Source organism: Lachnoclostridium sp. An169 (assembly GCF_002160525.1).
Classification (GTDB): Bacteria; Bacillota; Clostridia; order Lachnospirales; family Lachnospiraceae; genus Mediterraneibacter; species Mediterraneibacter cottocaccae.
This window is the reverse complement of record NZ_NFKT01000045.1, coordinates 1-20,943: the sequence shown is the minus strand read 5'-3', so window position 1 is coordinate 20,943 and position 20,943 is coordinate 1. Positions and strand designations below refer to the sequence as shown.

Annotated in this window: 21 protein-coding genes, 2 tRNA genes and 1 pseudogene; all 24 read left to right on the top strand. The window is 48.8% G+C overall.

Annotated features, from left to right (window positions below; translation table 11 throughout):
* Position 1: 1 nt before the first annotated feature.
* The gene (locus B5F07_RS20475) at positions 2-364 is read left to right on the top strand and encodes a YbaB/EbfC family nucleoid-associated protein (protein ID WP_087163052.1); all 363 of its coding nucleotides are present in this window, start codon (positions 2-4) and stop codon (positions 362-364) included.
* Between the two features lie 18 nt (positions 365-382).
* The gene (gene recR, locus B5F07_RS20470) at positions 383-979 is read left to right on the top strand and encodes a recombination mediator RecR (RefSeq protein ID WP_087163051.1); all 597 of its coding nucleotides are present in this window, start codon (positions 383-385) and stop codon (positions 977-979) included.
* Positions 980-1,055: 76 nt separating this feature from the next.
* On the top strand, positions 1,056-2,168 hold the full coding sequence (locus B5F07_RS20465; RefSeq protein ID WP_087163058.1) for a LacI family DNA-binding transcriptional regulator: 1,113 nt from the start codon (positions 1,056-1,058) through the stop codon (positions 2,166-2,168).
* A gap of 241 nt (positions 2,169-2,409) precedes the next feature.
* Positions 2,410-3,063, top strand: coding sequence for a fructose-6-phosphate aldolase (gene fsa, locus B5F07_RS20460; RefSeq protein ID WP_087163050.1), 654 nt, complete (start codon positions 2,410-2,412; stop codon positions 3,061-3,063).
* Between the two features lie 31 nt (positions 3,064-3,094).
* Positions 3,095-3,931: a transketolase gene (locus B5F07_RS20455; protein ID WP_087163049.1), complete on the top strand. Its 837-nt coding sequence runs from the start codon at positions 3,095-3,097 to the stop codon at positions 3,929-3,931.
* Positions 3,919-4,860, top strand: a complete 942-nt coding sequence (locus B5F07_RS20450) for a transketolase family protein (RefSeq protein WP_087163048.1) — start codon at positions 3,919-3,921, stop codon at positions 4,858-4,860. Before B5F07_RS20455 ends, B5F07_RS20450 begins: the two co-directional genes overlap by 13 nt.
* Positions 4,861-5,077: 217 nt before the next feature.
* A complete protein-coding gene (locus B5F07_RS20445; protein WP_087163047.1) occupies positions 5,078-6,385 on the top strand; it encodes a LysM peptidoglycan-binding domain-containing protein in 1,308 nt (435 codons plus the stop codon).
* Positions 6,386-6,431: 46 nt separating this feature from the next.
* The gene (locus tag B5F07_RS20440; RefSeq protein WP_087163046.1) at positions 6,432-7,628 is read left to right on the top strand and encodes a DUF5711 family protein; all 1,197 of its coding nucleotides are present in this window, start codon (positions 6,432-6,434) and stop codon (positions 7,626-7,628) included.
* 8 nt (positions 7,629-7,636) lie between these two features.
* Positions 7,637-8,455: a CvpA family protein gene (locus B5F07_RS20435; protein ID WP_087163045.1), complete on the top strand. Its 819-nt coding sequence runs from the start codon at positions 7,637-7,639 to the stop codon at positions 8,453-8,455.
* A gap of 284 nt (positions 8,456-8,739) precedes the next feature.
* Positions 8,740-8,812, top strand: a tRNA-Ala gene (locus tag B5F07_RS20430).
* 169 nt (positions 8,813-8,981) lie between these two features.
* Positions 8,982-9,054: transfer RNA gene (locus B5F07_RS20425), tRNA-Asn, on the top strand.
* A 225-nt stretch (positions 9,055-9,279) separates the two neighbouring features.
* On the top strand, positions 9,280-9,801 hold the full coding sequence (locus tag B5F07_RS20420; RefSeq protein ID WP_087163044.1) for a DUF5720 family protein: 522 nt from the start codon (positions 9,280-9,282) through the stop codon (positions 9,799-9,801).
* Positions 9,802-9,829: 28 nt separating this feature from the next.
* Positions 9,830-10,699: a DUF6017 domain-containing protein gene (locus tag B5F07_RS20415; protein WP_087163043.1), complete on the top strand. Its 870-nt coding sequence runs from the start codon at positions 9,830-9,832 to the stop codon at positions 10,697-10,699.
* A 54-nt stretch (positions 10,700-10,753) separates the two neighbouring features.
* Positions 10,754-11,767, top strand: a complete 1,014-nt coding sequence (locus B5F07_RS20410) for a toprim domain-containing protein (protein WP_087163042.1) — start codon at positions 10,754-10,756, stop codon at positions 11,765-11,767.
* Between the two features lie 14 nt (positions 11,768-11,781).
* Complete coding sequence (locus B5F07_RS20405; protein ID WP_087163041.1) at positions 11,782-12,066, top strand: helix-turn-helix domain-containing protein; 285 nt, start codon at positions 11,782-11,784, stop codon at positions 12,064-12,066.
* Entirely contained in the window at positions 12,063-12,830 is a 768-nt protein-coding gene (locus B5F07_RS20400) for a DUF6674 family protein (protein ID WP_087163040.1), read from the top strand. Before B5F07_RS20405 ends, B5F07_RS20400 begins: the two co-directional genes overlap by 4 nt.
* Positions 12,831-12,845: 15 nt before the next feature.
* Positions 12,846-13,748: a hypothetical protein gene (locus tag B5F07_RS20395; RefSeq protein WP_087163039.1), complete on the top strand. Its 903-nt coding sequence runs from the start codon at positions 12,846-12,848 to the stop codon at positions 13,746-13,748.
* Between the two features lie 124 nt (positions 13,749-13,872).
* Complete coding sequence (locus tag B5F07_RS20390; RefSeq protein WP_330397913.1) at positions 13,873-15,798, top strand: LPD1 domain-containing protein; 1,926 nt, start codon at positions 13,873-13,875, stop codon at positions 15,796-15,798.
* Positions 15,799-15,823: 25 nt separating this feature from the next.
* Positions 15,824-16,585 carry a hypothetical protein gene (locus B5F07_RS20385; protein WP_087163037.1) on the top strand — a complete coding sequence of 254 codons (762 nt, stop codon included), beginning with the start codon at positions 15,824-15,826 and terminating at the stop codon, positions 16,583-16,585.
* Between the two features lie 13 nt (positions 16,586-16,598).
* Positions 16,599-17,435 (top strand): hypothetical protein, encoded by an 837-nt coding sequence (locus B5F07_RS20380; RefSeq protein WP_087163036.1) that lies wholly within the window; start codon positions 16,599-16,601, stop codon positions 17,433-17,435.
* Positions 17,432-18,517: a DUF3846 domain-containing protein gene (locus B5F07_RS20375; RefSeq protein ID WP_087163035.1), complete on the top strand. Its 1,086-nt coding sequence runs from the start codon at positions 17,432-17,434 to the stop codon at positions 18,515-18,517. Before B5F07_RS20380 ends, B5F07_RS20375 begins: the two co-directional genes overlap by 4 nt.
* Before the next feature lie 6 nt (positions 18,518-18,523).
* Entirely contained in the window at positions 18,524-19,324 is an 801-nt protein-coding gene (locus tag B5F07_RS20370; protein ID WP_087163034.1) for a hypothetical protein, read from the top strand.
* A 26-nt stretch (positions 19,325-19,350) separates the two neighbouring features.
* The gene (locus tag B5F07_RS20365) at positions 19,351-19,821 is read left to right on the top strand and encodes a PcfB family protein (RefSeq protein WP_087163033.1); all 471 of its coding nucleotides are present in this window, start codon (positions 19,351-19,353) and stop codon (positions 19,819-19,821) included.
* A pseudogene (locus B5F07_RS20360) lies at positions 19,818-20,837 on the top strand (type IV secretory system conjugative DNA transfer family protein); the annotation flags it as partial. The gene B5F07_RS20365 and the pseudogene B5F07_RS20360, both read left to right, overlap by 4 nt.
* Positions 20,838-20,943 lie beyond the last annotated feature (106 nt).

Here is a 20,943-nt window from a genome sequence, read left to right as displayed (position 1 = left end):
TATGGCAAAACGCGGAGGTTTCCCGGGCGGAGGAATGCCGGGGAATATGGCAAATCTTATGAAACAGGCGCAGAGAATGCAGCGCCAGATGGAAGAGCAGCAGAAAGAGCTGGAGACAAAGGAGTTTACTGCGGCTGCAGGCGGCGGCGCGGTGGAAGTTACAGTTTCCGGAAAACGGGAAGTGCTGAAAGTGAAGCTTTCCCAGGAAGTGGTTGACCCGGATGACATCGAGATGCTGGAGGACCTGATCGTGGCGGCGACAAATGAGGCGCTCCGTCAGGTGGAAGAAGAGACGGGAGCGGCAATGTCCAAACTGACAGGCGGCCTTGGCGGTCTCGGCGGCGGAATTCCGGGAATGTTCTGATTTTTGGAGTGAGGCAGAATGGATTATTACAGCAATCAGATCAGCCGTCTGATCGATGAGTTTTCCCGCCTTCCGGGAATCGGGAACAAGTCCGCCCAGAGACTGGCGTTCCATGTCATCAATATGCCCATGGAACAGGTCGAAGAGCTGGCGAGAACGATTGTTGACGCCCGGAAGAATGTGCGGTACTGCAAGGTGTGCTGCACGCTGACAGACCAGGATGTATGCCCGATCTGCAGCAACCCGGAGCGGGACAAGAAGACGATCATGGTGGTTGAGACGCCGAGAGATCTGGCGGCGTATGAGAAGACGGGCAAATACAACGGTGTTTACCATGTCCTGCACGGGGCCATCTCCCCCATGCTTGGGATCGGACCCGGGGATATCCGTCTGAAAGAGCTGATGGAGCGTCTCCAGGGAGATGTGGACGAGGTGATTATCGCCACCAACTCCAGTCTCGAGGGAGAGACCACGGCAATGTATATCAGCAAGCTGATCAAGCCTGTCGGCATCAAAGTGAGCCGTATCGCGAGCGGAGTGCCGGTGGGCGGAGATCTGGAGTATATCGATGAGGTCACGCTTCTGCGTGCTCTGGAAGGTCGGACCGAGCTGTAGAAACGACAGCCCGGTCAGATTTGGCTTATTCAAATGGTTCCGGGAAAAAGCCGGTTGAAGATGTGAGGTGAGTGTTCTGGCAGGAAAGAAAGTGACGTCATCGGACGTGGCGAAAAAGGCGGGGGTTTCCCAGGCCACGGTGTCCATGGTCCTGAATAAGAAATACAATGTCTCCTTCTCAAAGGAAGTGATCCGGAAGGTGGAGGAGGCTGCGGCGGAACTGGGATACGAGGTGCCGAAACACCGGGCGAAGAAGGAAGAGAAGCGTGAGAAACTTCTCGTTGTTATCAGTCCGAACCTTACCAATCCGTACTATGTGATGCTGCTTCAGGGAATCGAGTCCCGGGCGGCGGAGCAGGGATTCGGAATCTTCGTGTGTAATACTCAGAGAGATCTGGGAATGGAAGAGCGGTACCTGAAAATGATGCCCCAGTTAAATCCCCAGGGAATCATATACATCTGCAATCCCAGCCAGTGCTTTATGGAGACGGTGGTGGATCTTGCAAAGCGCATCCCGGTTGTTGTCATCAACAATCAGGATGAGCGTCTGGAGGTGGATGCGGTTGAACTGGACAACTCCAAGCTTGGACGGCTAATGGCGAGGCATCTTCTGGAGCTTGGACACCGGCATGTGGCGTATATTGCCCCGCCTCTGACGGCAAGGCAGAAGCAGCGTTCCCGCCGTGTGGAAGGATTTCTCAAGGAGTTCCAGAAAGCGGGACTGGGAGAGAATGTGGTGATCAAGGCGGCGGACGAGCAGATCGACCGGGATATTCCCGGAATCGACTCAGAGTATAAGATCGGCTACAATCTGACCCGGGAGCTCTTGAAGGAGCATCAGGAACTGACCGCCATCGTGGGGCTCAATGACATGATTGCCTTTGGAATCATGGACGCCCTTCACGATGAAAAATACAAGGTTCCCGGAGATATGTCGGTTATGGGATGCGACAATACCCTGTTTTCCAAGGTGAAAAAGGTGTCCCTCACAACCATTGAGCATTTCGTCATCTACAAGGGCATGGACGCCTGCGATATCATCATGAAGAAGATCAAATCCCGCACGAAACATTACACGGAGATCGAGCCGGTGAGCATCTATCATGTGGAGTATGAACCTCAGATTGTAGTGCGGGGGACGACTTCATATCCGCGGGATGAAAAAAGAAAAATTAATAAAAATCGATAAAATATTAATAAAATTATTAGTGAATCTGAGAAAATCAAGACAGAGAAATCCTGATAATTTAAGGAAATTCAGGATGCTAAAAAATATTTATATTAATTAATATAAATGAAATCCGGTTAATACAGGGGATTATTAAGTTTAAAATTATGTTAATAATTTTTGTGTCGGTTGACCTTCGAAACTTTTGAAACTATAATAAAGACAGTAACAAAAAGATCTTTAATTTTAAGGAGGAACAGCAATGAAATTCTTTATCGACACAGCTAACGTAGACGAGATCAGAAAAGCAAACGACATGGGAGTGATCTGCGGAGTGACGACGAATCCGTCCCTGATCGCAAAAGAAGGACGTGTTTTCGAGGAGGTTATCGCTGAGATCGCATCCATCGTGGACGGACCGATCAGCGGTGAGGTTAAGGCGACTACCACAGACGCGGAAGGCATGATCAAAGAAGGACGCGAGATCGCAAAGATCCACCCGAACATGGTCGTTAAGATCCCCATGACAGTGGAGGGACTTAAAGCAGTGAAAGTTCTTTCCGCTGAAGGAATCAAGACAAACGTAACTCTTGTATTTACCTCAAACCAGGCGCTTCTGGCGGCACGCGCAGGCGCTACATATGTTTCTCCGTTCCTTGGAAGACTGGACGACATCTCTGTGAGAGGCGTTGACCTTGTAGCTGAGATCGCCGAGATCTTTAAAGTGGCAGGAATCAAGACACAGATCATCGCTGCAAGCGTGAGAAATCCGATGCACATCACAGACTGTGCTCTGGCAGGGGCTGACATCGCAACTGTTCCTTACAAGGTAATCGAGCAGATGACACATCACCCGCTGACAGACGCAGGAATCAAGAAATTCCAGGATGATTACATTGCTGTGTTCGGAGAATAATTGAAAACGAGAATTCTAAAAGGAGAATTTCATGGACAAATTAGAACTGATGAAAACTGCAAATGAGATCCGCAAAGGCATTGTGACTGCAGTTCACAGTGCAAAGGCGGGACATCCGGGCGGATCTCTGTCTGCGGCAGAAATATTTACCTATCTGTATTTTGAAGAGATGAACATCGACCCGAAGGATCCGAAGAAGGCGGACCGCGACAGATTCGTGCTCTCCAAGGGTCATACGGCTCCGGGACTTTACGCGACACTGGCACAGAGAGGATATTTCCCGAAGGAAGATCTTCTGACTCTGCGCCATACAGGGTCTTATCTCCAGGGGCATCCGGATATGAAGCATATCCCGGGTGTTGACATGTCATCCGGTTCTCTGGGACAGGGAATCTCGGCGGCAGTGGGAATGGCTCTTTCCGCAAAGCTTTTCGGGGATGAGTACCGTGTGTACACACTGCTGGGTGACGGAGAGATCGAGGAAGGACAGGTATGGGAGGCTTCCATGCTTGCAGCCCATAAGAAGCTGGACAACCTTGTGGTGATCGTGGACAACAACAATCTTCAGATCGACGGACCGATTGACGAGGTAAACTCTCCGTATCCGATTGACAAGAAGTTCGAGGCATTTAACTTCCACGTAATCAACATTGATGGAAATGATTTTGATCAGATCGACGCAGCATTCAAAGAGGCGAGAACCGTGAAGGGACAGCCCACAGCCATCATTGCCAAGACACTGAAGGGCAAGGGAGTTTCCTTTATGGAGAACCAGGTTGGATGGCACGGAAAAGCGCCGAATGACGAAGAGTATAAAATCGCAATGGAAGATCTTGAGAAAGTAGGTGAAGCATTATGCCAGATGTAAAGAAAATTGCAACAAGAGACAGTTACGGCAATGCATTAGCCGAGCTTGGAAATGAACACGACGACATTGTTGTTCTGGACGCGGATCTCGCGGCGGCAACAAAGACAGGCGTATTTAAGAAAGCACATCCGGAGCGCTTCATCGACTGCGGTATCGCGGAGTGCAATATGATGGGCGTGGCTGCGGGAATCGCGGCGACAGGAAAGGTTCCGTTTGCAAGTTCTTTCGCAATGTTCGCGGCAGGACGTGCATACGAGCAGGTGAGAAACTCCATCGGATATCCCCACCTGAATGTAAAGATCGGCGCAACCCACGCGGGAATCTCCGTAGGTGAGGACGGCGCAACCCACCAGTGTAACGAGGATATCGCGCTGATGCGCGCCATCCCGGGAATGGTTGTGATCAATCCTTCCGACGACGTGGAGGCAAGGGCTGCCGTGCGCGCGGCTTACGAGCATCAGGGACCGGTTTATATGCGGTTCGGACGTCTTGCAGTTCCGGTGATCAACGACAGGGAAGATTATAAATTCGAACTGGGAAAAGGCGTGGTATTAAGAGAAGGAAAAGATGTGACCATCATCGCAACAGGACTTCCGGTAAGCAACTGCCTGGAGGCTGCGGAGAAGCTTGCAGCGGACGGAATCGACGCGAAAGTGATCAATATCCATACGATCAAGCCCCTGGATGAGGAACTGGTTGTATCAGCGGCGAAAGAGACCGGTAAAGTCGTGACCGTGGAGGAACACTCCGTAATCGGCGGACTGGGAAGCGCTGTGTGCGACGTGCTCTGCGAGAAAGCGCCCACACAGGTGATGAAGATCGGTATCAACGACGTGTTCGGAGAGTCCGGACCGGCGCTTGAGCTGATTAAGAAATACGGACTGGATGCAGACAGCATTTACGAGAAAGTAAAAGCGTTCGTGAAATAGTCGGAATTGTTGAAACAGTCGGAATTACTGAAATAGTCAGTATAACAGAAAAATTTTAAGACGGCAGGAAAGGGAAGAAGCTTTTTCTGCCGTCTTTTTTATAAAACTGTCCGCTTTTGTCGGATTCGTCTGACAACAAATGATAAAATCATGCAATTACATTATGCTATCCTCATTAGGACGTCGGGAAAACATATTTTTATCAGAGGTGAGTATAATGGAAAGACAGATACCAAAAAATGTTCGTCAGATTGGAAACGTAAGTGACAGTCCGAAAATATATGTAGAAGATTATGTGGATACCTTTTTTGCCCAGTTGTGTGAGAAGTGTGCGAAAGCAGGAGGCGGTCCCATCGGAGCATTCCTTGTGGGGGACATGCAGTCAGGGGAAGAAGAAGAGTATGTTTACATATATGGAGCGATCCAGATGCATGAGTTAAAGCTCTCGGGCAATGAATATGTGATTGACGAGGAGACATGGAAACATGCATATGAGGACTGCAAGCAGTACTTTGAGGACGGGGAGATGCTCGGCTGGTTCGTCGCCCGGCAGGGAGTTCCCCTGATACCGGATGCAGCAACAGTCCGGCTCCACAAGAAATCCTTTCCGAAGAAGAATACGGTCTTTATCATGAAAGATCCGGCGGAGAAGGACGAGACATATTTCGTACATAAAATGAATGATCTGATGGAAATCGGCGGTCACTACACGTATTATGAGAAAAATCCGTGTATGCAGAACTACATGATTTCCAGTCGAAAAAAAAATGGGGTATCAGCCTCGGAGACTGTTGAAGACCGAGCTGCAAAGGACTTTCGTAATCTGGTACGAGCACGCGGGGAGCGTCAGAGACAGCGGAAAGCAGGAGGCATGATGTATGCGGTCAGCGCCTGCCTTGTGCTCATCGTGATCGTCATGGGAGTGACCATGATGAACAGCTTCGACCGGATGCGGTCTGTGGAGAGTACCCTGAGCAGCCTGACCGGAAGGACGGATACGGTGGAAACCCAGGAGACCAGCGGGACGGTGACTGCGGTGACGGAGGAAGAACAGACCCGGGAGCCATCGGATTCATCTCCGGATTCCCAGGCGGCAGGCTCAGGAGACGGACAGGCTGACTCCGGGGATGGGCAGAATGACTCCGGGGATGCGCAGGCGGAAGACGGGCAGAAAGGTGACGGCGATACGCAGACCGGCTCCGGGGATGCACAGACGGCTGGTTCGGGGGATGCGCAGACGTCTGAATCCGACGGACAGGCGGGAGACGCGCAGACATCTGAGTCCGGAAGCGGGGAGCCGGTAGATAACAGTGCAGGCGGAGCTGCAGGAACAGCCTCTTCTTCCGGCGCTTCCTCGGGAGAGAACGGAAGCGACGGAGTCTATGTGGTGGAGAAAGGAGATACTCTCGCCATTATCAGCCGGAAAATGTACGGTGATGTGACCCATGTGGACGCGATCTGCCGGATGAACGGTATCACCGATGGAAATCTTATTTATGTGGGGCAGAAATTGCTATTACCGTAAAATCGTGATATACTAGCACATACAGACAAACGATAAGGGGACTATTATGGCGCAGAAGAAAATACCATATCTGCAGGTGGTAAAGCCGCCGGAAGATATGAAGGAAGTGAAAAAGAAGGCCAGAAAATTCCGTGGAGAGAAGTTAAAAAGGATGCTTGTGCCGGTCATACTCGCAGCCCTGGCAGTATGCGGTACATACCTTCTCCTCGACAACGAAGCGTACGGACAGGCCCGCACCGCTGCCGGGTATAAGAGCGAGCTGTCGGATACGAACAGCTACGCCCGGTTTTCCAATGGAATTGTGCGGTACAACCGGGACGGAGTTGTATTTCTGAACAGGCAGAATGAAGAAAAGTGGATCTATCCCGCACAGCTTCAGAATCCGGTCATCAAAGTGAGAAAGGACGCCTTTGCAGTCGCAGACAACGGAGGAAATACGATCCTTGTTTTTACGGAGGATGGAATCAAAGGAGAGATCGAGACTACGCTTCCCATCGAATCATTTACTGTTTCGGATCAGGGAATCGTCAGTGCGATTCTCAGAAATGAGACCTCTCCCATGATTATCTCCTATGATGCCACGGGAAATATTCTTGTGGAGCAGCAGGTGACGCTGAACAACACAGGTTATCCCACCGCACTGGAGCTTTCGGACGACGGAAATCTGTTGGCGGTTTCCTATCTGTATACAAAGGGAACTGCCCTGGGATCCCGGGTTGTATTTTATAATTTCGGGGAGACGGGAAAGGAGAAAACAGATAATATTGTCGCTTCGGAAGAATATGCGGATACGCTCATGGCAGATATTTTCTGTATCGGGGGCGGACGTATGGTTGTGGTGGGTGACAACTCTTTCGTAATTTACCGGGGGAATGATGTTCCCGAGAAAGAGACGGAAGTTTCACTGAATCAGGAAATCCAGAGTGTGTTCCACTCGGACAGGTATTTCGGAATGATCCTGCTGAATAAGGAAAAATCGGGATACGAAGTGAGACTCTATGACAGAACCGGAAATCAGGTTATGAGCCGGGAAATTTCCGGAGAATACGACCATGCGGTTATCGACGGAGATGAGATCCTTCTGTATGACGGACCGCGGATCTGCATTATCAAGGCAAACGGAATCGTGAAATTCCAGGGAGAACTTGACGCGGAGGTAATGGAAATGTTCTGCGCTGCAGGACTGAACAGATACTATGTGATGAGCGTTAATGAATTGAGTGTAATTTATTTAACGAAATAGGAGACGAAATGGATAACTGGCTTTTAATTGTAATTGCAGTAATATTTATAATCTGTATTGTAGTGGGGTATGTGCGCGGGTTCCTGAAACTGGGACTTTCCCTGGTATCCACTGTGCTTACCCTTGTGATTGTAGTGCTGTTCTCGCCCTATGTGGCGGACGCCCTGGCGGAGTACACGCCCATTGACGACTATATTGAGGAGAGATGCGTCGAGACATTTATGCCGGAGATTACGGAGGAACAGCTTGCTCAGGCGGACTTAAGCGGTACGCCTTTTGCAGATCTGACGCCGGAACAGAGAGCAGATCTCGGTAATCTGAACTGGGACAGGCTCGGCATCACGGCAGATGACATTCTCGGGCTTCTCGGTGAGATTCCCAGAGATACCCAGATCGCGGAGATTGAGAATTCGCCGCTTCCCCAGTTTTTGAAAGATGCCCTTCTGGAGAATAACAACAGTATCATCTATCAGGAACTTGGAGCTGACAGCTTTCCGAAATATGTGGCGGCATTTATCTCACGGATGGTTCTGAATGTGGTGTCATTCCTCGTGACTTTCCTACTCGCCATCATTATCGTAAAGGCGCTGATGTTCGCGGTAAATATTATCGGCGAGCTGCCGGTGCTGGGACTGATCAATCACCTGGCAGGCGGCGTGCTGGGAATTGTCCTGGGTCTGGTGATCGTCTGGGTGGGATTCCTTGTTATCACGCTGCTTTACACAACGGAAGCGGGGATGGCGTGCTTTGAGATGATTGAGAAGAGCAGCATCCTGAGTTTTCTGTATGATGCAAATCCGCTGCTGAACCGGCTGCTTGGATTCTGAACTGTCTGAATTGCTTTTTGTATGACTGTCGGGTGTCCGGCTGTGTGCTCATATTACCACGGCGATCACGCTTTCGTTCGGGAGTGGAACGCAGCGGAAATATGAGGCATCACAGCCCGGAAACTGGCGGGAGTGGGAAAAGCAATGTGAGGGAGAGGAAAAGAGAGAGGGAAAAGGAGAGGAAAGAAAGTAAAAAAGTAAAAAAGAGAAAATTAAAAAGAAAAAAACTCTTGACAGAATCTACTGGAATATGGTATTGTATAAAAGTTCACAGAACATGTTTCGGGGGATTAGCTCAGTTGGGAGAGCGCCTGCCTTGCAAGCAGGAGGTCACGAGTTCGACTCTCGTATTCTCCACTTGGCAGAACCGCGAGGGAAAGTTCATTTCCTGAGTGCAGGATGCCATGAAAATTAAATATTCCTCCTTAGCTCAGTCGGTAGAGCACACGACACGGTTACATACCGGAAAGGGCTAAGACAGGATGAACAAAAAACAGGTTTGATATTTGTGCAAACCTCACAATGATCCTCCTTAGCTCAGTCGGTAGAGCATTCGGCTGTTAACCGAAGTGTCGTTGGTTCAAGTCCAACAGGGGGAGCTCACAAAGCCCGTAAATTCAACGTTTACGGGTTTTATTTTATTTTGAAACATGCCCCTTGGGGGCAAAAAAGGCTGTCTGCTTAAGAAAGCAGGCATTTGATTGTTAACCGAAAAATGAACCGGAATTGCGTTGCTGGATGGGTTCCGGTATGTTGCCCGATGGTAAATTTTAAGTTTTACTGTCGGGCTTTTTTTGTGCCTTTTTTAGAAAGGGGAACACAGTATGGAATTGAATGAATTGGAAAAACGGCAGCTCTTTCAGGTCGAGGGAGACTGTCAGACAAAAGTGCTCAATGAACTTTATCTTACTGCCCGGTATACGACGGATCCTAAGCAGCGTGAAGCGGCTCAAAGCCTGGCAGATAAGCTGCGGAGTATGTCGGCGGATGAATGTATGGATCTAGTGAAAGATATTCAGAGCAATTACAAGCTGCCTTATCCTCCCCGCACAGTTGGGGAAATGATTGCGGAAGCAAGACGGCAGTCCCGGGCGGATAAACTGAAAGGACATGACATTATGGCTCTGGAGAGATTTGCAGAGGATACAAAGCACATGATTGTCTTTGATGTATTATCTTCTGACTCTCCGATTGGGGATAAAGGAGACCGGATGCGTCTTTTCCTGACAGATGAGGGATATAAGAAAGCCCTGAAGAATCAGGAGAACAGGCATATTAAGATCAGAAATCATGCAAAAGTATCAGCGGGGCATCTGCATTATGAGCATAGAGACCGCGATTTGTAAATAGGACAACAGAAAGGGGGAGCGCAGTATGGCTGTATTCCGAGTGGAAAAGACAAAAGATTTTACGATTATGAGCAACCATCATCTTCGCAATCCAAAGCTGTCTTTAAAAGCGAAAGGGCTTTTATCGCTGATGCTGTCGCTCCCGGAGGATTGGGATTATACCACGAAAGGGCTGGCGCAGATCTGTAAGGAGGGAGTTGATTCTATCGGTACTGCGCTGAAAGAACTGGAACGGTATGGATATCTGACGAGACGGCGCCTCCGGTGTGAAAATGGTCAGTTGGGAGATATTGAATACACGATACATGAGACACCTGCGGAGACCAGCAGAGAGAGCAGTTCACCTAAACGGGAAAATCCAGGACAGGTAAATCCAGGACAGGCAAAGCCTGAACAGGAGAAACCTGAACAGGAAAAACCGGCACAATTAAATACTAATATACAAAAGACTGATCCACCAATTACGAAAAAATTAAGAACGGATCTATCAATCAATCCATCTTCTGATGGTGATACAGAGATCCGGGCTGGGATTGATGGATCTGATCTGGTGGATGCATATCGTGAGATTATCAGGGATAACGTGGAGTATGAGTGTCTTATCAGCCGTTATGGGAAGGAGCGCATGGATGAAACAGTAGAACTGATACTTGAAACAGTGGCTGCCAGACGACCGTATATCCGTATTGCGGGGGAAGACTATCCGAAAGAAATTGTCCGGAGCCGGTTCCTGAAGCTGAACTCCGGACATCTGGAGTATGTCTTTGAGTGTATGGACAGGAACACGGCGAAGATCAGCAATATCAAATCCTATCTGCTGGCAGCCTTATTCAATGCGCCGGCGACAATGGACAGTTATTACAGGGCGGAGGTGAATCACGATCTGTATGGATAAATTTTCAGAAGCAGGGAGGTGCAGTATGGTACTGATTGGAATCATACAGTTGTTATGCCGGGCGTGACCAAAGAACAGATCCAACAGGCCAGGGAGACGGATCTGTTTGCTTACCTGCAGTTCCATGAGCCGACGGTATTAAAGAGAGATGGACCGAATTACCGGCACAGGGAGCATGACAGCCTGGTATATGTTACTGGGAAAAAATATTGGTATTGGAACAGCCGGGGGCGAAGTATCAATGCATTAGATTATCTGATTGAGATCCGGGGATATGATCTGGTCGATGCAGTAAATCAACTGCTCGGCACGGATACGCGTTCGGTATCAATCCCGAAGAGTTCCAGGGCAGTAACGGATCAGGAAAGAAACGTGGCAGGAGAGCAAAGAAAGCAGGGAAATCCATCAGCGGAATCTTTCTCCCTTCCCTGGGCCAGGCGGTGTGCTACATTTGCGGTATCCTATTTGCGGCGGAGAGGGATCAGCAGTGAGGTGATCCTGAAGTGTTTCCGGTTAGGGATTTTCTATGAAGCCAGATACAAAGGTGAAGCAGTCTGTGTATTTGTAGGGAAGGATGATGAAAAGAAAGCGAGATTTGCCTGTATGCGGAGCATTATGGGAAAGCTGAAAAAGGATGTCTACGGAAGCGACAAGAGATACAGTTTCTGCTATCCGCCGGAACATCCGGGGAGCCGGCAGGTCGCTGTGTTTGAAGCGCCTATAGATGCGCTTTCCCATGCCACTTTGCAGGAGGTGGAAGGCTGGAAGTGGGATGGATACAGATTATCTTTGGGAGGAACATCCGGAGTGGCGCTGTTCTCCTTTCTGGAAAGGCACCCGGAGATCCTGCGGGTTACACTCTATATGGATAATGACCTGGCAGGCCTTGTCAATGCACGGAAGATTAGATCAGCACTGCATAAGGATCCCATGTTTAAGCATATCCGGGTAGGGATCAATCCTCCCCGGACAGGAAAAGATTACAATGAGAAACTGCTGTGCAGATTACAACAGATAAAAGAAGATCCCGATGTGAGCCGCCAGAAAGAGGCGGCCATTTCTATTTAGGAGGAATTTCAGAGATGATGAAGAAAGAGAATACTGCGCTGCATCTGATCGCAGAAGCAGCCCGGTGTCCGGACTATGGACCGGATATGGTCAAGGGGTTGATGGAAAAGCTGGATATGAATGAGAAAGGTTTTGCCCTGCTGATGAATGTCACTCCTTCCACGGTCCGGCTGTGGACAAGCGGGGCGGCGCAGCCGTCCGGAACTGCGAAACGTCTGATGCAGATCTTTGAAACGGCACCGGAGACGGTGAGCAGGATAGCCGGGGAGAAACCGGTGTCCGGGAGGACAGAAGAATGATGGAGCAGGAGAGAGGGCAGCTTGCGGAAAATGAACAGGTAAAAGAAGTCATGGCACTGTTTCAGGAAAATAAAACGCCGGGTGCGGAGGAATTTGCTCAGCTGATCAGTTATGTGGGCGAGATGGAGAACCGGCTTGCCGAGGCTGTGGGCGAATTAAAAAATATGCGTCAGGAGATGCAGGAGGCGCAGAGCCATTCCCTGAAAGCAGTTATGAAGAAAAGCTGCCGGGCAATGGAAGAAAGTATTGCAGATATGAGAAGCAGGCTGAATGATTTAAAAGATAAGATTGTGAGCGGCTGCCAGAATATCCTTTCAGATTTTAAACAGAGAGGCGTGGACGCTCTGGATGGGATTACCCGGTTCCTTGGTTTAAAGACGATGCTGGAGGGCATCAGGGAGGCGGCAGACAAAAGCATCCAGACAAGTAACCGGGCGATTTCCAGAGTAGAGTCATTCGGTGCAGAGTTCCATGAGACAGGACGGCATCTGAAAAATATGGGAAGAGTCCTTCGGGGAAAGGAGCTTTCCGAAACTGCAAAAGAAAACGGAAGGGCTGCCGGTGCGCTGAAAGCTGTGATCCGGACGGAGAAAAGCTGTGTTTCTGCAATCCGTAATGGCGCAGAAAAGTCTCTACAGAGTCTGGAGCGGTTGGAAAAGGCGGCACAGAGACCTTCGGTACTGAAAGCGATGAAAGACCAGAAATTGCAGATAGATCAGGGAACAGTACGGACTGTTCCGGCAAAGGACCGGGAAAGCCGGTAGAAGGGAGAATGAAAGATGATGCAGGAAGCACTGACGAGGATCTACTATATTTCAGAAGTGGATCTGACGGATTTTATTTATAAGCTGCACATAATGTGCGGTGATTATACGGAAGATGTGGAGCGCAATATGAGTTCCCTGATGAAAGGTCACGGAACAGACCTGATCGCAGTGATGGGAAACGGGCGTCTGCGGCTAGGAGATGCAATGGATGCGTATTGTTCCACCGGAAAGATCCAACAGACAATTTTTACAAGAGAATATGAAGATGGCCGTGCGTTCCTGTTCCATATCATGGAAGAGAGGTACGGTCATTTTTATGGCGAAGTTCTGCTGACCGATGTAAACACGCTGCGTCAGGATATCAGAGGTGTGATCCAGTATCCTTCCGGCGTCAGTATCGTGGACAGCGGAGGAGAACAGACAGAGATCAGTCTGGAGGCATGGATGACAATGCGGCTTTGTGAAAAACTGGAACTGCGAACCTGGGGATTCCGTTACCGGGAAGACCAGACCGGTCTGATCCAGGTCCATCTTTTAGAAATTTTTGACGTATGGAGAAAACTGGCGGTCCAGGTTTCGGATGAATATATCCAGCATCAGCTGAACATGGAATATATGCTGGATGCAGAAAATTCGGATCCTGATATGATCAGGATCCCGATGGAGACGGCAAAGCAGCTTCTGCTTTACGGAGACTGTCCGGTGTACCGTCTGTACCCGTATGATCCCGAGCAGCTTCCGGCGATCGCGGCATTCACATGTGGACTCTGGTATCAGGAAGAACAGGAATTTGCCGTCATGCCGGAAGACGCAGGCGCTTTGAACCGTCTGGCGCAGAGGGAAGCCGACGTCTTTTTAAGAAACCGGATCCGTGAACGGGATGCAGGGCGGAATTATTATGACAAGTGGAAGTGAGCGAAGTTGGAGGTGAAAAACGATAGCAAAGAACATACAGCATGAAGACTTTGGTGAGAAGATCGGCGGCGCAAAAAAGGATTTGTGGAAGAGCAGGGGGCTGTACACAGATGATCTGGAAAGTATGAACGAAAGGGAAGCGGAGAAGTACGTCAAAAAAGATAATATCTGGAAAAAGCCGGACTATCAAGCAATGATTGACGAAGGTATCCCGCTGGGTGTCGTTTATTATATCAAGAAAGTAAGAGACTGCCTCCCTGCGTCGCCCCGATATCCGTATGGCGACAACACAACGGAAAAAAGGCTTGCCAGACAGAAAGAATATATTGAAACTGTCCGACAGCTGGAGGCTGTGATGAAAGATGTCCGGACCGTAGAAGATGCGATGAAGGCCTGCGACAGATTTATGGTCGGTAACGGCTATCTGAGCAGAGTTCCGATAATGGGCGGCAGTGCGTGGTATATGGTGGAAAAGAAAGGGCGGGATAATCCGTCAGTTACAGACAAACTTTTTACAACTTTGCACATCCGTTCTACAGATCAGTTTGAGTGGCACTTTACAAAAAAGGCGCAGAGCGAGCAGTTTGGCGTACCAAAAGAGAGAAAAGTTCCGCGGGGGTATTCGATCCGCTATTATGACGGAGAAAACGGTTATTCAAGATCCGGGGAATGGAAGCCGGATACCTATTATGTGACGAAAGGGTATCAGATCCTAAAAAATAATCTGGCGACATGGGATGAGGCGCTTCACTGGGCGCAGGAAAAAGCAAAAGACCGTGGGCGCGGAGGGAAAAAGAGATTTGTTCCGGAGCAGCTTTCCAAAGTCCGGCGGAATGGACCGGACTATCGCAATGGTCAGGATATTACGGGAAAGGATTATCTGGATACGTTTGGCTTCCGGGGCGGCGAGTTCGGAAACTGGATGAACCAGAATGACCGGCAGGCATCTCTCAATATGGGATTTGAAGCATTGAAAGATCTGGCGTCGGCGTTGAAGATCAATGACAGGGATATCTCCTATCAGGGTACGCTTTCCATTGCTTTTGGTGCCCGCGGCAGCGGAAATGCAGCGGCTCATTATGAGCCGCTCAGGAAAGTGATCAATCTGACAAAGATGCATGGGGCAGGTTCACTCGCACATGAGTGGTGGCATGGTTTAGACGATTATTTAGGCGTAAAGATGGGAGCCGGGGAGATGCTTTCCGAAAAACCTGGAAGCCACCCTCTTTTCCGTAAGCTGGAAAGTGTTATGAAATATAAGCTGGAGAGCCCGGAACAGGCGCAGGAGCGGGCAGAACAGGAAATGTGCAGGGCAAAGAAAAATGCAGAAAGAGTGTTGGATGATGCTGTTTCCTCTTCTCTGGATCAGAATGGAAATAAAGCACAGAGGGAACAATATACCGAGCTCAAGGCGGCATTTTTATCAGGGCAACCAGGAGCGGTTGAGAAGATCAATGCCCTAAAAAAAGAGGTAAGCGGACGGATGATCCCGAAGACTGACAGGGGGATGTTGGAGGCTTACGAGCGGATACTTCACGGGATGTCTGAACAGGAGACTGTGAAGCCCAGACAGATCAAGACAGATTATTACCAGAATTCGATCAGAATGGGAAAGGAATATGGGAAAGATGGAGGATACTGGGATTGCAACGCAGAGATGAGCGCCAGAGCTTTTGCCTGCTATATCAAAGATAAGCTGCCCTATCGTTCGGATTATCTGGTCGGACATGCAGAGAGTGCGGTTGCTTTTAGCAGCGGAGAGAATGGACATCTGGATATTATCAAGGCTTATCCCGAAGGAGAGGAACGCAGGGCGATCAATGCCGTGTTTGATGAAATCGTGGCGGAGTTGAAACTGCAGAATATCCTTACCCACGAAGAGACGACACGATCTCTGGATATCAGCGGGATACGCGAGGCGTCGGATGGGCAGCTGTCTATGTTTGGAACTGAAAGAAGCTCGGTACTGGATCGGTTGGAGGCAGGGAAGAGCGCAAAGACAAAATCAGAATATATGGCTGCGGTGAGAAAAACGGAGCCGGAGCTTTAGATGGGAGGTGGAGACAATAGAAGAGATGAATCATTTTGTTGCGCATCGAACAGACCGTTTAATCGAAGGAAAAGAAATCCGGCTTGAACATTCCGTAATCTGCGAAAATCAGGATATTTTAAATCTGATCGGTCAGGGCAAAGAAAAAATAAAAGCGATGCGAGCAGAGAGCATGAGTGACGAGCAGAAAGCCTTTGAGATCGTAAAAGCGGCGGCAAAAGAGTGGGAGAAGCAGGCGACAGTTACCCAGCAGTATGAGCAGGCACTGGAATATCTTGATACTCCGGAAGTAAAACATACAGGAAATCAGTGGATAAAACGGTCTTCTGGCACAGGGGAGGAAATCAGTAACCGTGTGTATAAAATGAAAGTCTGGATTCGGGAGAGAAGAAATCTGGACAGCCTGACAAGAGATAAAAATCCTACAGTCTGGTATGTCAGCTGGCAGGTGTCGCTGAATTCCCCGGTAGAAGGACCGGAAGGTCCGACAGTGATCGACGGGCGGATTAAGATGCGGTTTATGGACAAAAATGAAGCAAGTGAATATCTGGAAGGACAGAAGACTGCATATGCACATTTCTTTAGAGAAATTTCTCCGCCGGTACCAAAGGAATATGAAAATCTGTTTTCGGTGAATGGCGTACTGCTTCCGGGATATCAGACAGAAGGAAGTGAGCCGGAACAGAAAAAATCTTCTGTAGTGGATCAGCTGAAAGAGAGTGGAAAAGATATGGGAAAATCAGGGCGTCCGGCATCTGATAAAAAGAAAGAACCGGAAATAGGATGAAAGGGGGTACGGATTGGAAGTCAGGAAGTTTTATGATCTGAATATCCGTGGAGACTGTCTCGAGCCAGGAGGGAAGTTAAGGATAGATCATGGGATCACATTTCGCTCCGAGCGGGCAGATCTGTCGCCTTTTGTAGAAACTTCATTAGAGGAGCTGAAAAATCTCAGGGGAAAAAGTGCAGCTGTGGAACAGAATATTTTTGAGCGTATGAAAGGGCTGGCAGACGAATGGGAACGGGCTGCGGCGGTTACGACGCTGTTGGATCATGCAGTTGATTATCTTTCTGTACCAGAAGCAGAACATACAGGTAACCAGTGGAGACAGGATAAGAACAATACGAACGGGATGGAGATCAGCAACCGTGTATATAAAATGTGGTATATGATCTGGGTAGAGACAGAATATGATCCGAAGACAAAAGAGAATGTGCCTGTCGCGGCGTACGTCACATGGAATGTGAGTCTGAACAGCCGGAAAAGGGAGGTAAAATTAGCCGGGCAGGTTGAGAAAAGGTATCCGGATAGAACTGCTGCGATGAAATATGTGGAAGGGCGGAAGAAAGCATATGCACATTTATTCAGAGAAATTTCCCCGCCGATCCCGAAGGAATATGCAAAAGAATTTGAATATAACGGGCTGCTCCTTCCGGGGTATACGGTAGAGGGGCAGGAACCTCACAGGGCAGAGCATACCGCCGCCGAGATCTTAGAATCTATGGCAGGCGGTATTTTTGCGGAGCGTGAGAAGAAAGCCTCTATACTGGGGAAATTATCCGTGAGGAAGGATCAGAAACAGGCAGCAGTTCTGACAGGAACGGAAAATAAAAAGAAGGAGGCGGCTGTGCGATGAAAGTGTTAATGATAGAACCGGGGAAAGTTCCTTATGAGACAGAAATTGAGAACAGTCTGCGGGCGATGCAGGCAGCAGTCGGAGGCAGGATCCAGACAGTAGAATTTTCAGATGATCCGGCAGTCCTTATCTGCAATCAGGAAGGGAAGATGAAAGGGATGCCTCTGAACCGGCCGCTCCACGACAGCAAAGGGGAAGTATATGACATTATTGCCGGGAGGTTCTTTATTGCCGGAGCAGGAGAAGATGACTTTTGTGATCTTCCGGATCATCTGCTGAAAAAATATGAAGAAGAATTTCATCAGCCGAAGCAGTTTAAAAAAGTGGCCGGAAGAGTCCTGATTATGGATCAGAAAGAAGAAAGATCGCTGAATGGATATTCGAGTGGTAAAGCGGAACGTCTGAGCGAATCGAAAGATTTGGCTTTTAAAACAGACACATTTCTGAGAAAGAACAGTCCGTCTTATGCTGAAATGTGCAGCAATCCGCAGGCAGAAAGAGAAAAAATCGCGCGGGATCTGCTTGATGGGAAGACGTGGAAGGTGCGGATGTGCATTGCGACAGCTGTACAGGAGGAATACCTGTCGGATGAGGCTGTACCTTTACATAGGATGATTTCTGATTATGAAAAGAGATACGGGATCAATACCTATTCCATCTATCAGCTCAATCTATCTTACAGCACAGATCCGTACCGTTTTATGCCTTTTAGCTGGCTGCAGGAGAAAGGGCTTTCGATTGAAAGGGAGAATTATCAGATGGTCTACTCGGCGGAGCTGACGCCCGGAGATACGTTGCATACGATTTTTGAAGACCTGAACCTGGATCTTCCGGCAGATTATAAGGGGCACTCTCTATCTGTATCAGATATTGTCGTCTTTCACGAATACGGTCAGGAAAGAGCATGGTATGTGGACAGTATCGGATTTAAGGAGCTGCCGGACTTTTTCGGGAGAGAAGGGCAGGAGAAGGAAAATAACCGTAATCCTTCTGTGAAAGAGCAGCTTGATACAAGGAAAATGCAGGCTGCGCAGACGGAGAGAAAGGAAACCGTGCAGAAGAACACACCGGAAAGGAGCTGATGTGAAATGCTGATGGCAGCGAAAGACGCCTATCTTCTGCTGGTACAGCCGGACGATGTGATGATCAGTCCGCGGGAAGTGGACGAGACACTTGGAACAATGGTCTGTTTCCATCCCCGCTATGCCTTGGGGGATCATCATAATTATATTGATCCTGACGATTTTCTCAGGGAAATGTACCTGAATACAGTCGGGCATGATGAAAAGGGCATGAAGCGGTATGAATGGATGGTCAATGCGATCTGGAGCAGGAAAATGACCGGGCCAAACCGGAATGAGCAGGCAGTAGCGGAGACTATGCTGAATGTGATTTCAAAAAAATATATCATGCTGCCGCTGTATCTCCTTGACCACAGCGGTTTGGCTATGAGGACAGTCAGTTTTCACGATCCCTGGGATAGTGCACAGGTGGGATGGATCTATGTATCAAAAGAAGATGCCCTCAAAGCATTTGGTGCAGCAGAGATGACACCGAAGATCAGGGAAATGACAAAGAAAGCTCTTCGTGATGAAGTTGAAATTTATGATGCGTATCTCCGCGGAGAGTGTTACGGATACGAGCTGTATGAAAAGGGTGAGCTGAAAGAGAGCTGCTGGGGATTTATCGGCGATATGGATGAAGTCAGGAAAAGGATTGCAGAGCAGCTTCCAGATGACTGTAAAGATCTGGTGGATCAGCTGGAAGAAAGGATCCGGCCTCAGTCGGTTATCAAAACGTTTCTTAAACAAGCGAAGATGCAGATTGACCAGGCGGCGAAGTCGGCAGGAGACAAACCAAAACAGCAGGCTTTTGAGATTGCGAGATAACAGAATGGAAAGGAAGGAGGACTTAGTTGCAGGAAGATATTGAACAAAGAACCGTATCTATTACGGTCCAGGCGGCAAAGCTGTCCGGACGTGTCCTGAAGTCAGCGATTGCAGCTGCGCTTCGGAAAATGGAGCAGCAAAGGACGACACCGACAGTCGGACGCAACAGTATGAAGCGCCTGGCTGGAAGAGACGGCGGAACGAATACGATTGACGTACCGGGCAGGATTCGATCCTTTGAACGGTATGCCAGAAAATATCAGGTCCGCTATCATATTGAAAAGAATACAGCTACTACACCGCCGTCATGGACCGTTTATTTCAAGGCGAACCAGGCTGATGCCGTGACTGCGGCGTTTAAAGAATATACAAGAAAGGATCTTACCCGGACAAAAAGACCGTCTCTGCTGGCACAGCTTAGTAAATTTAAGGAACTGGCACAGGCGCTCGGCCGTGACCGCGTGAGGAACAAGGAACACGGAGGGCCGGAGCGATGAAAATGGATCGGGAGGCGTTTAAGCGTCAGCTGATCCTGAACCTGCCGTATCTGTTGTTTCTCTTTATTTTTGCAAAAGTCGGACAAGCTGTGCGTCTTGCGCCCGGAGTTGATATGTCACAGAAGCTCTTAGGACTGGCAGAAGGATTTTCACTGGCAGTTCAGAGTATATGGCCGGGAGCTTTATCTGACTGGCTGGTAGGAGTATGCGGGATGGCGGTCATGCGTTTTGCTGTATATCTGAAAGGAAAAGATGCAAAGAAGTACCGGAAGAACGTAGAGTACGGAAGCGCCAGATGGGGAACAAAAGCGGATATTGCGCCATTTATGGATCCGAAGCCGGAGAATAATATTATCCTGACACAGACGGAGGGGCTGATGATGTCAGGAAGACCGAAGAACCCGGCATATGCAAGAAACAAGAATGTTCTTGTGGTCGGCGGTTCCGGAAGCGGCAAGACTCGGTTTTTCATAAAACCGAACCTGATGCAACTTCACAGTTCCTATGTGGTGACAGATCCAAAGGGAACGGTATTAGTAGAGTGCGGGAAGATGCTACAAAGAGGAAGACCGAAGACAGGAAAAGACGGGAAACCGCTCCGTGATAAAAAAGGAAAGATCATCTATGAGCCATTCCGGATCAAGGTATTCAATACCATCAATTTTAAGAAAAGCATGCATTATAATCCTTTTGCGTATATCCATTGTGAAAAAGATATCTTAAAATTGGTGACAGTGTTGATCGCCAATACGAAAGGGGAAGGAAAAGCCGGGGATGATTTCTGGCAGAAAGCGGAGACACTTTTGTATACGGCGCTGATCGGATATATCTACTATGAAGCGCCGGAGAACGAGCAAAACTTTTCTACGCTGGTCGAGATGATCAATGCAATGGAAGTCCGGGAAGATGACGAGTCCTTTAAAAATGCGGTGGATCTGCTCTTTGACGCACTGGAGCAGAAAGATCCGGATCACTTTGCCGTGCGGCAGTATAAGAAATATAAGCTAGCGGCAGGAGATGTATGCTCTAAGTGACTTCTTAATCATGGTTTTTGTCATGGTTAGTGAAGCAGTCACTTAGAGCATTTTCATTTCAGGAGGTACAGCCATGAGAAACGAGAAA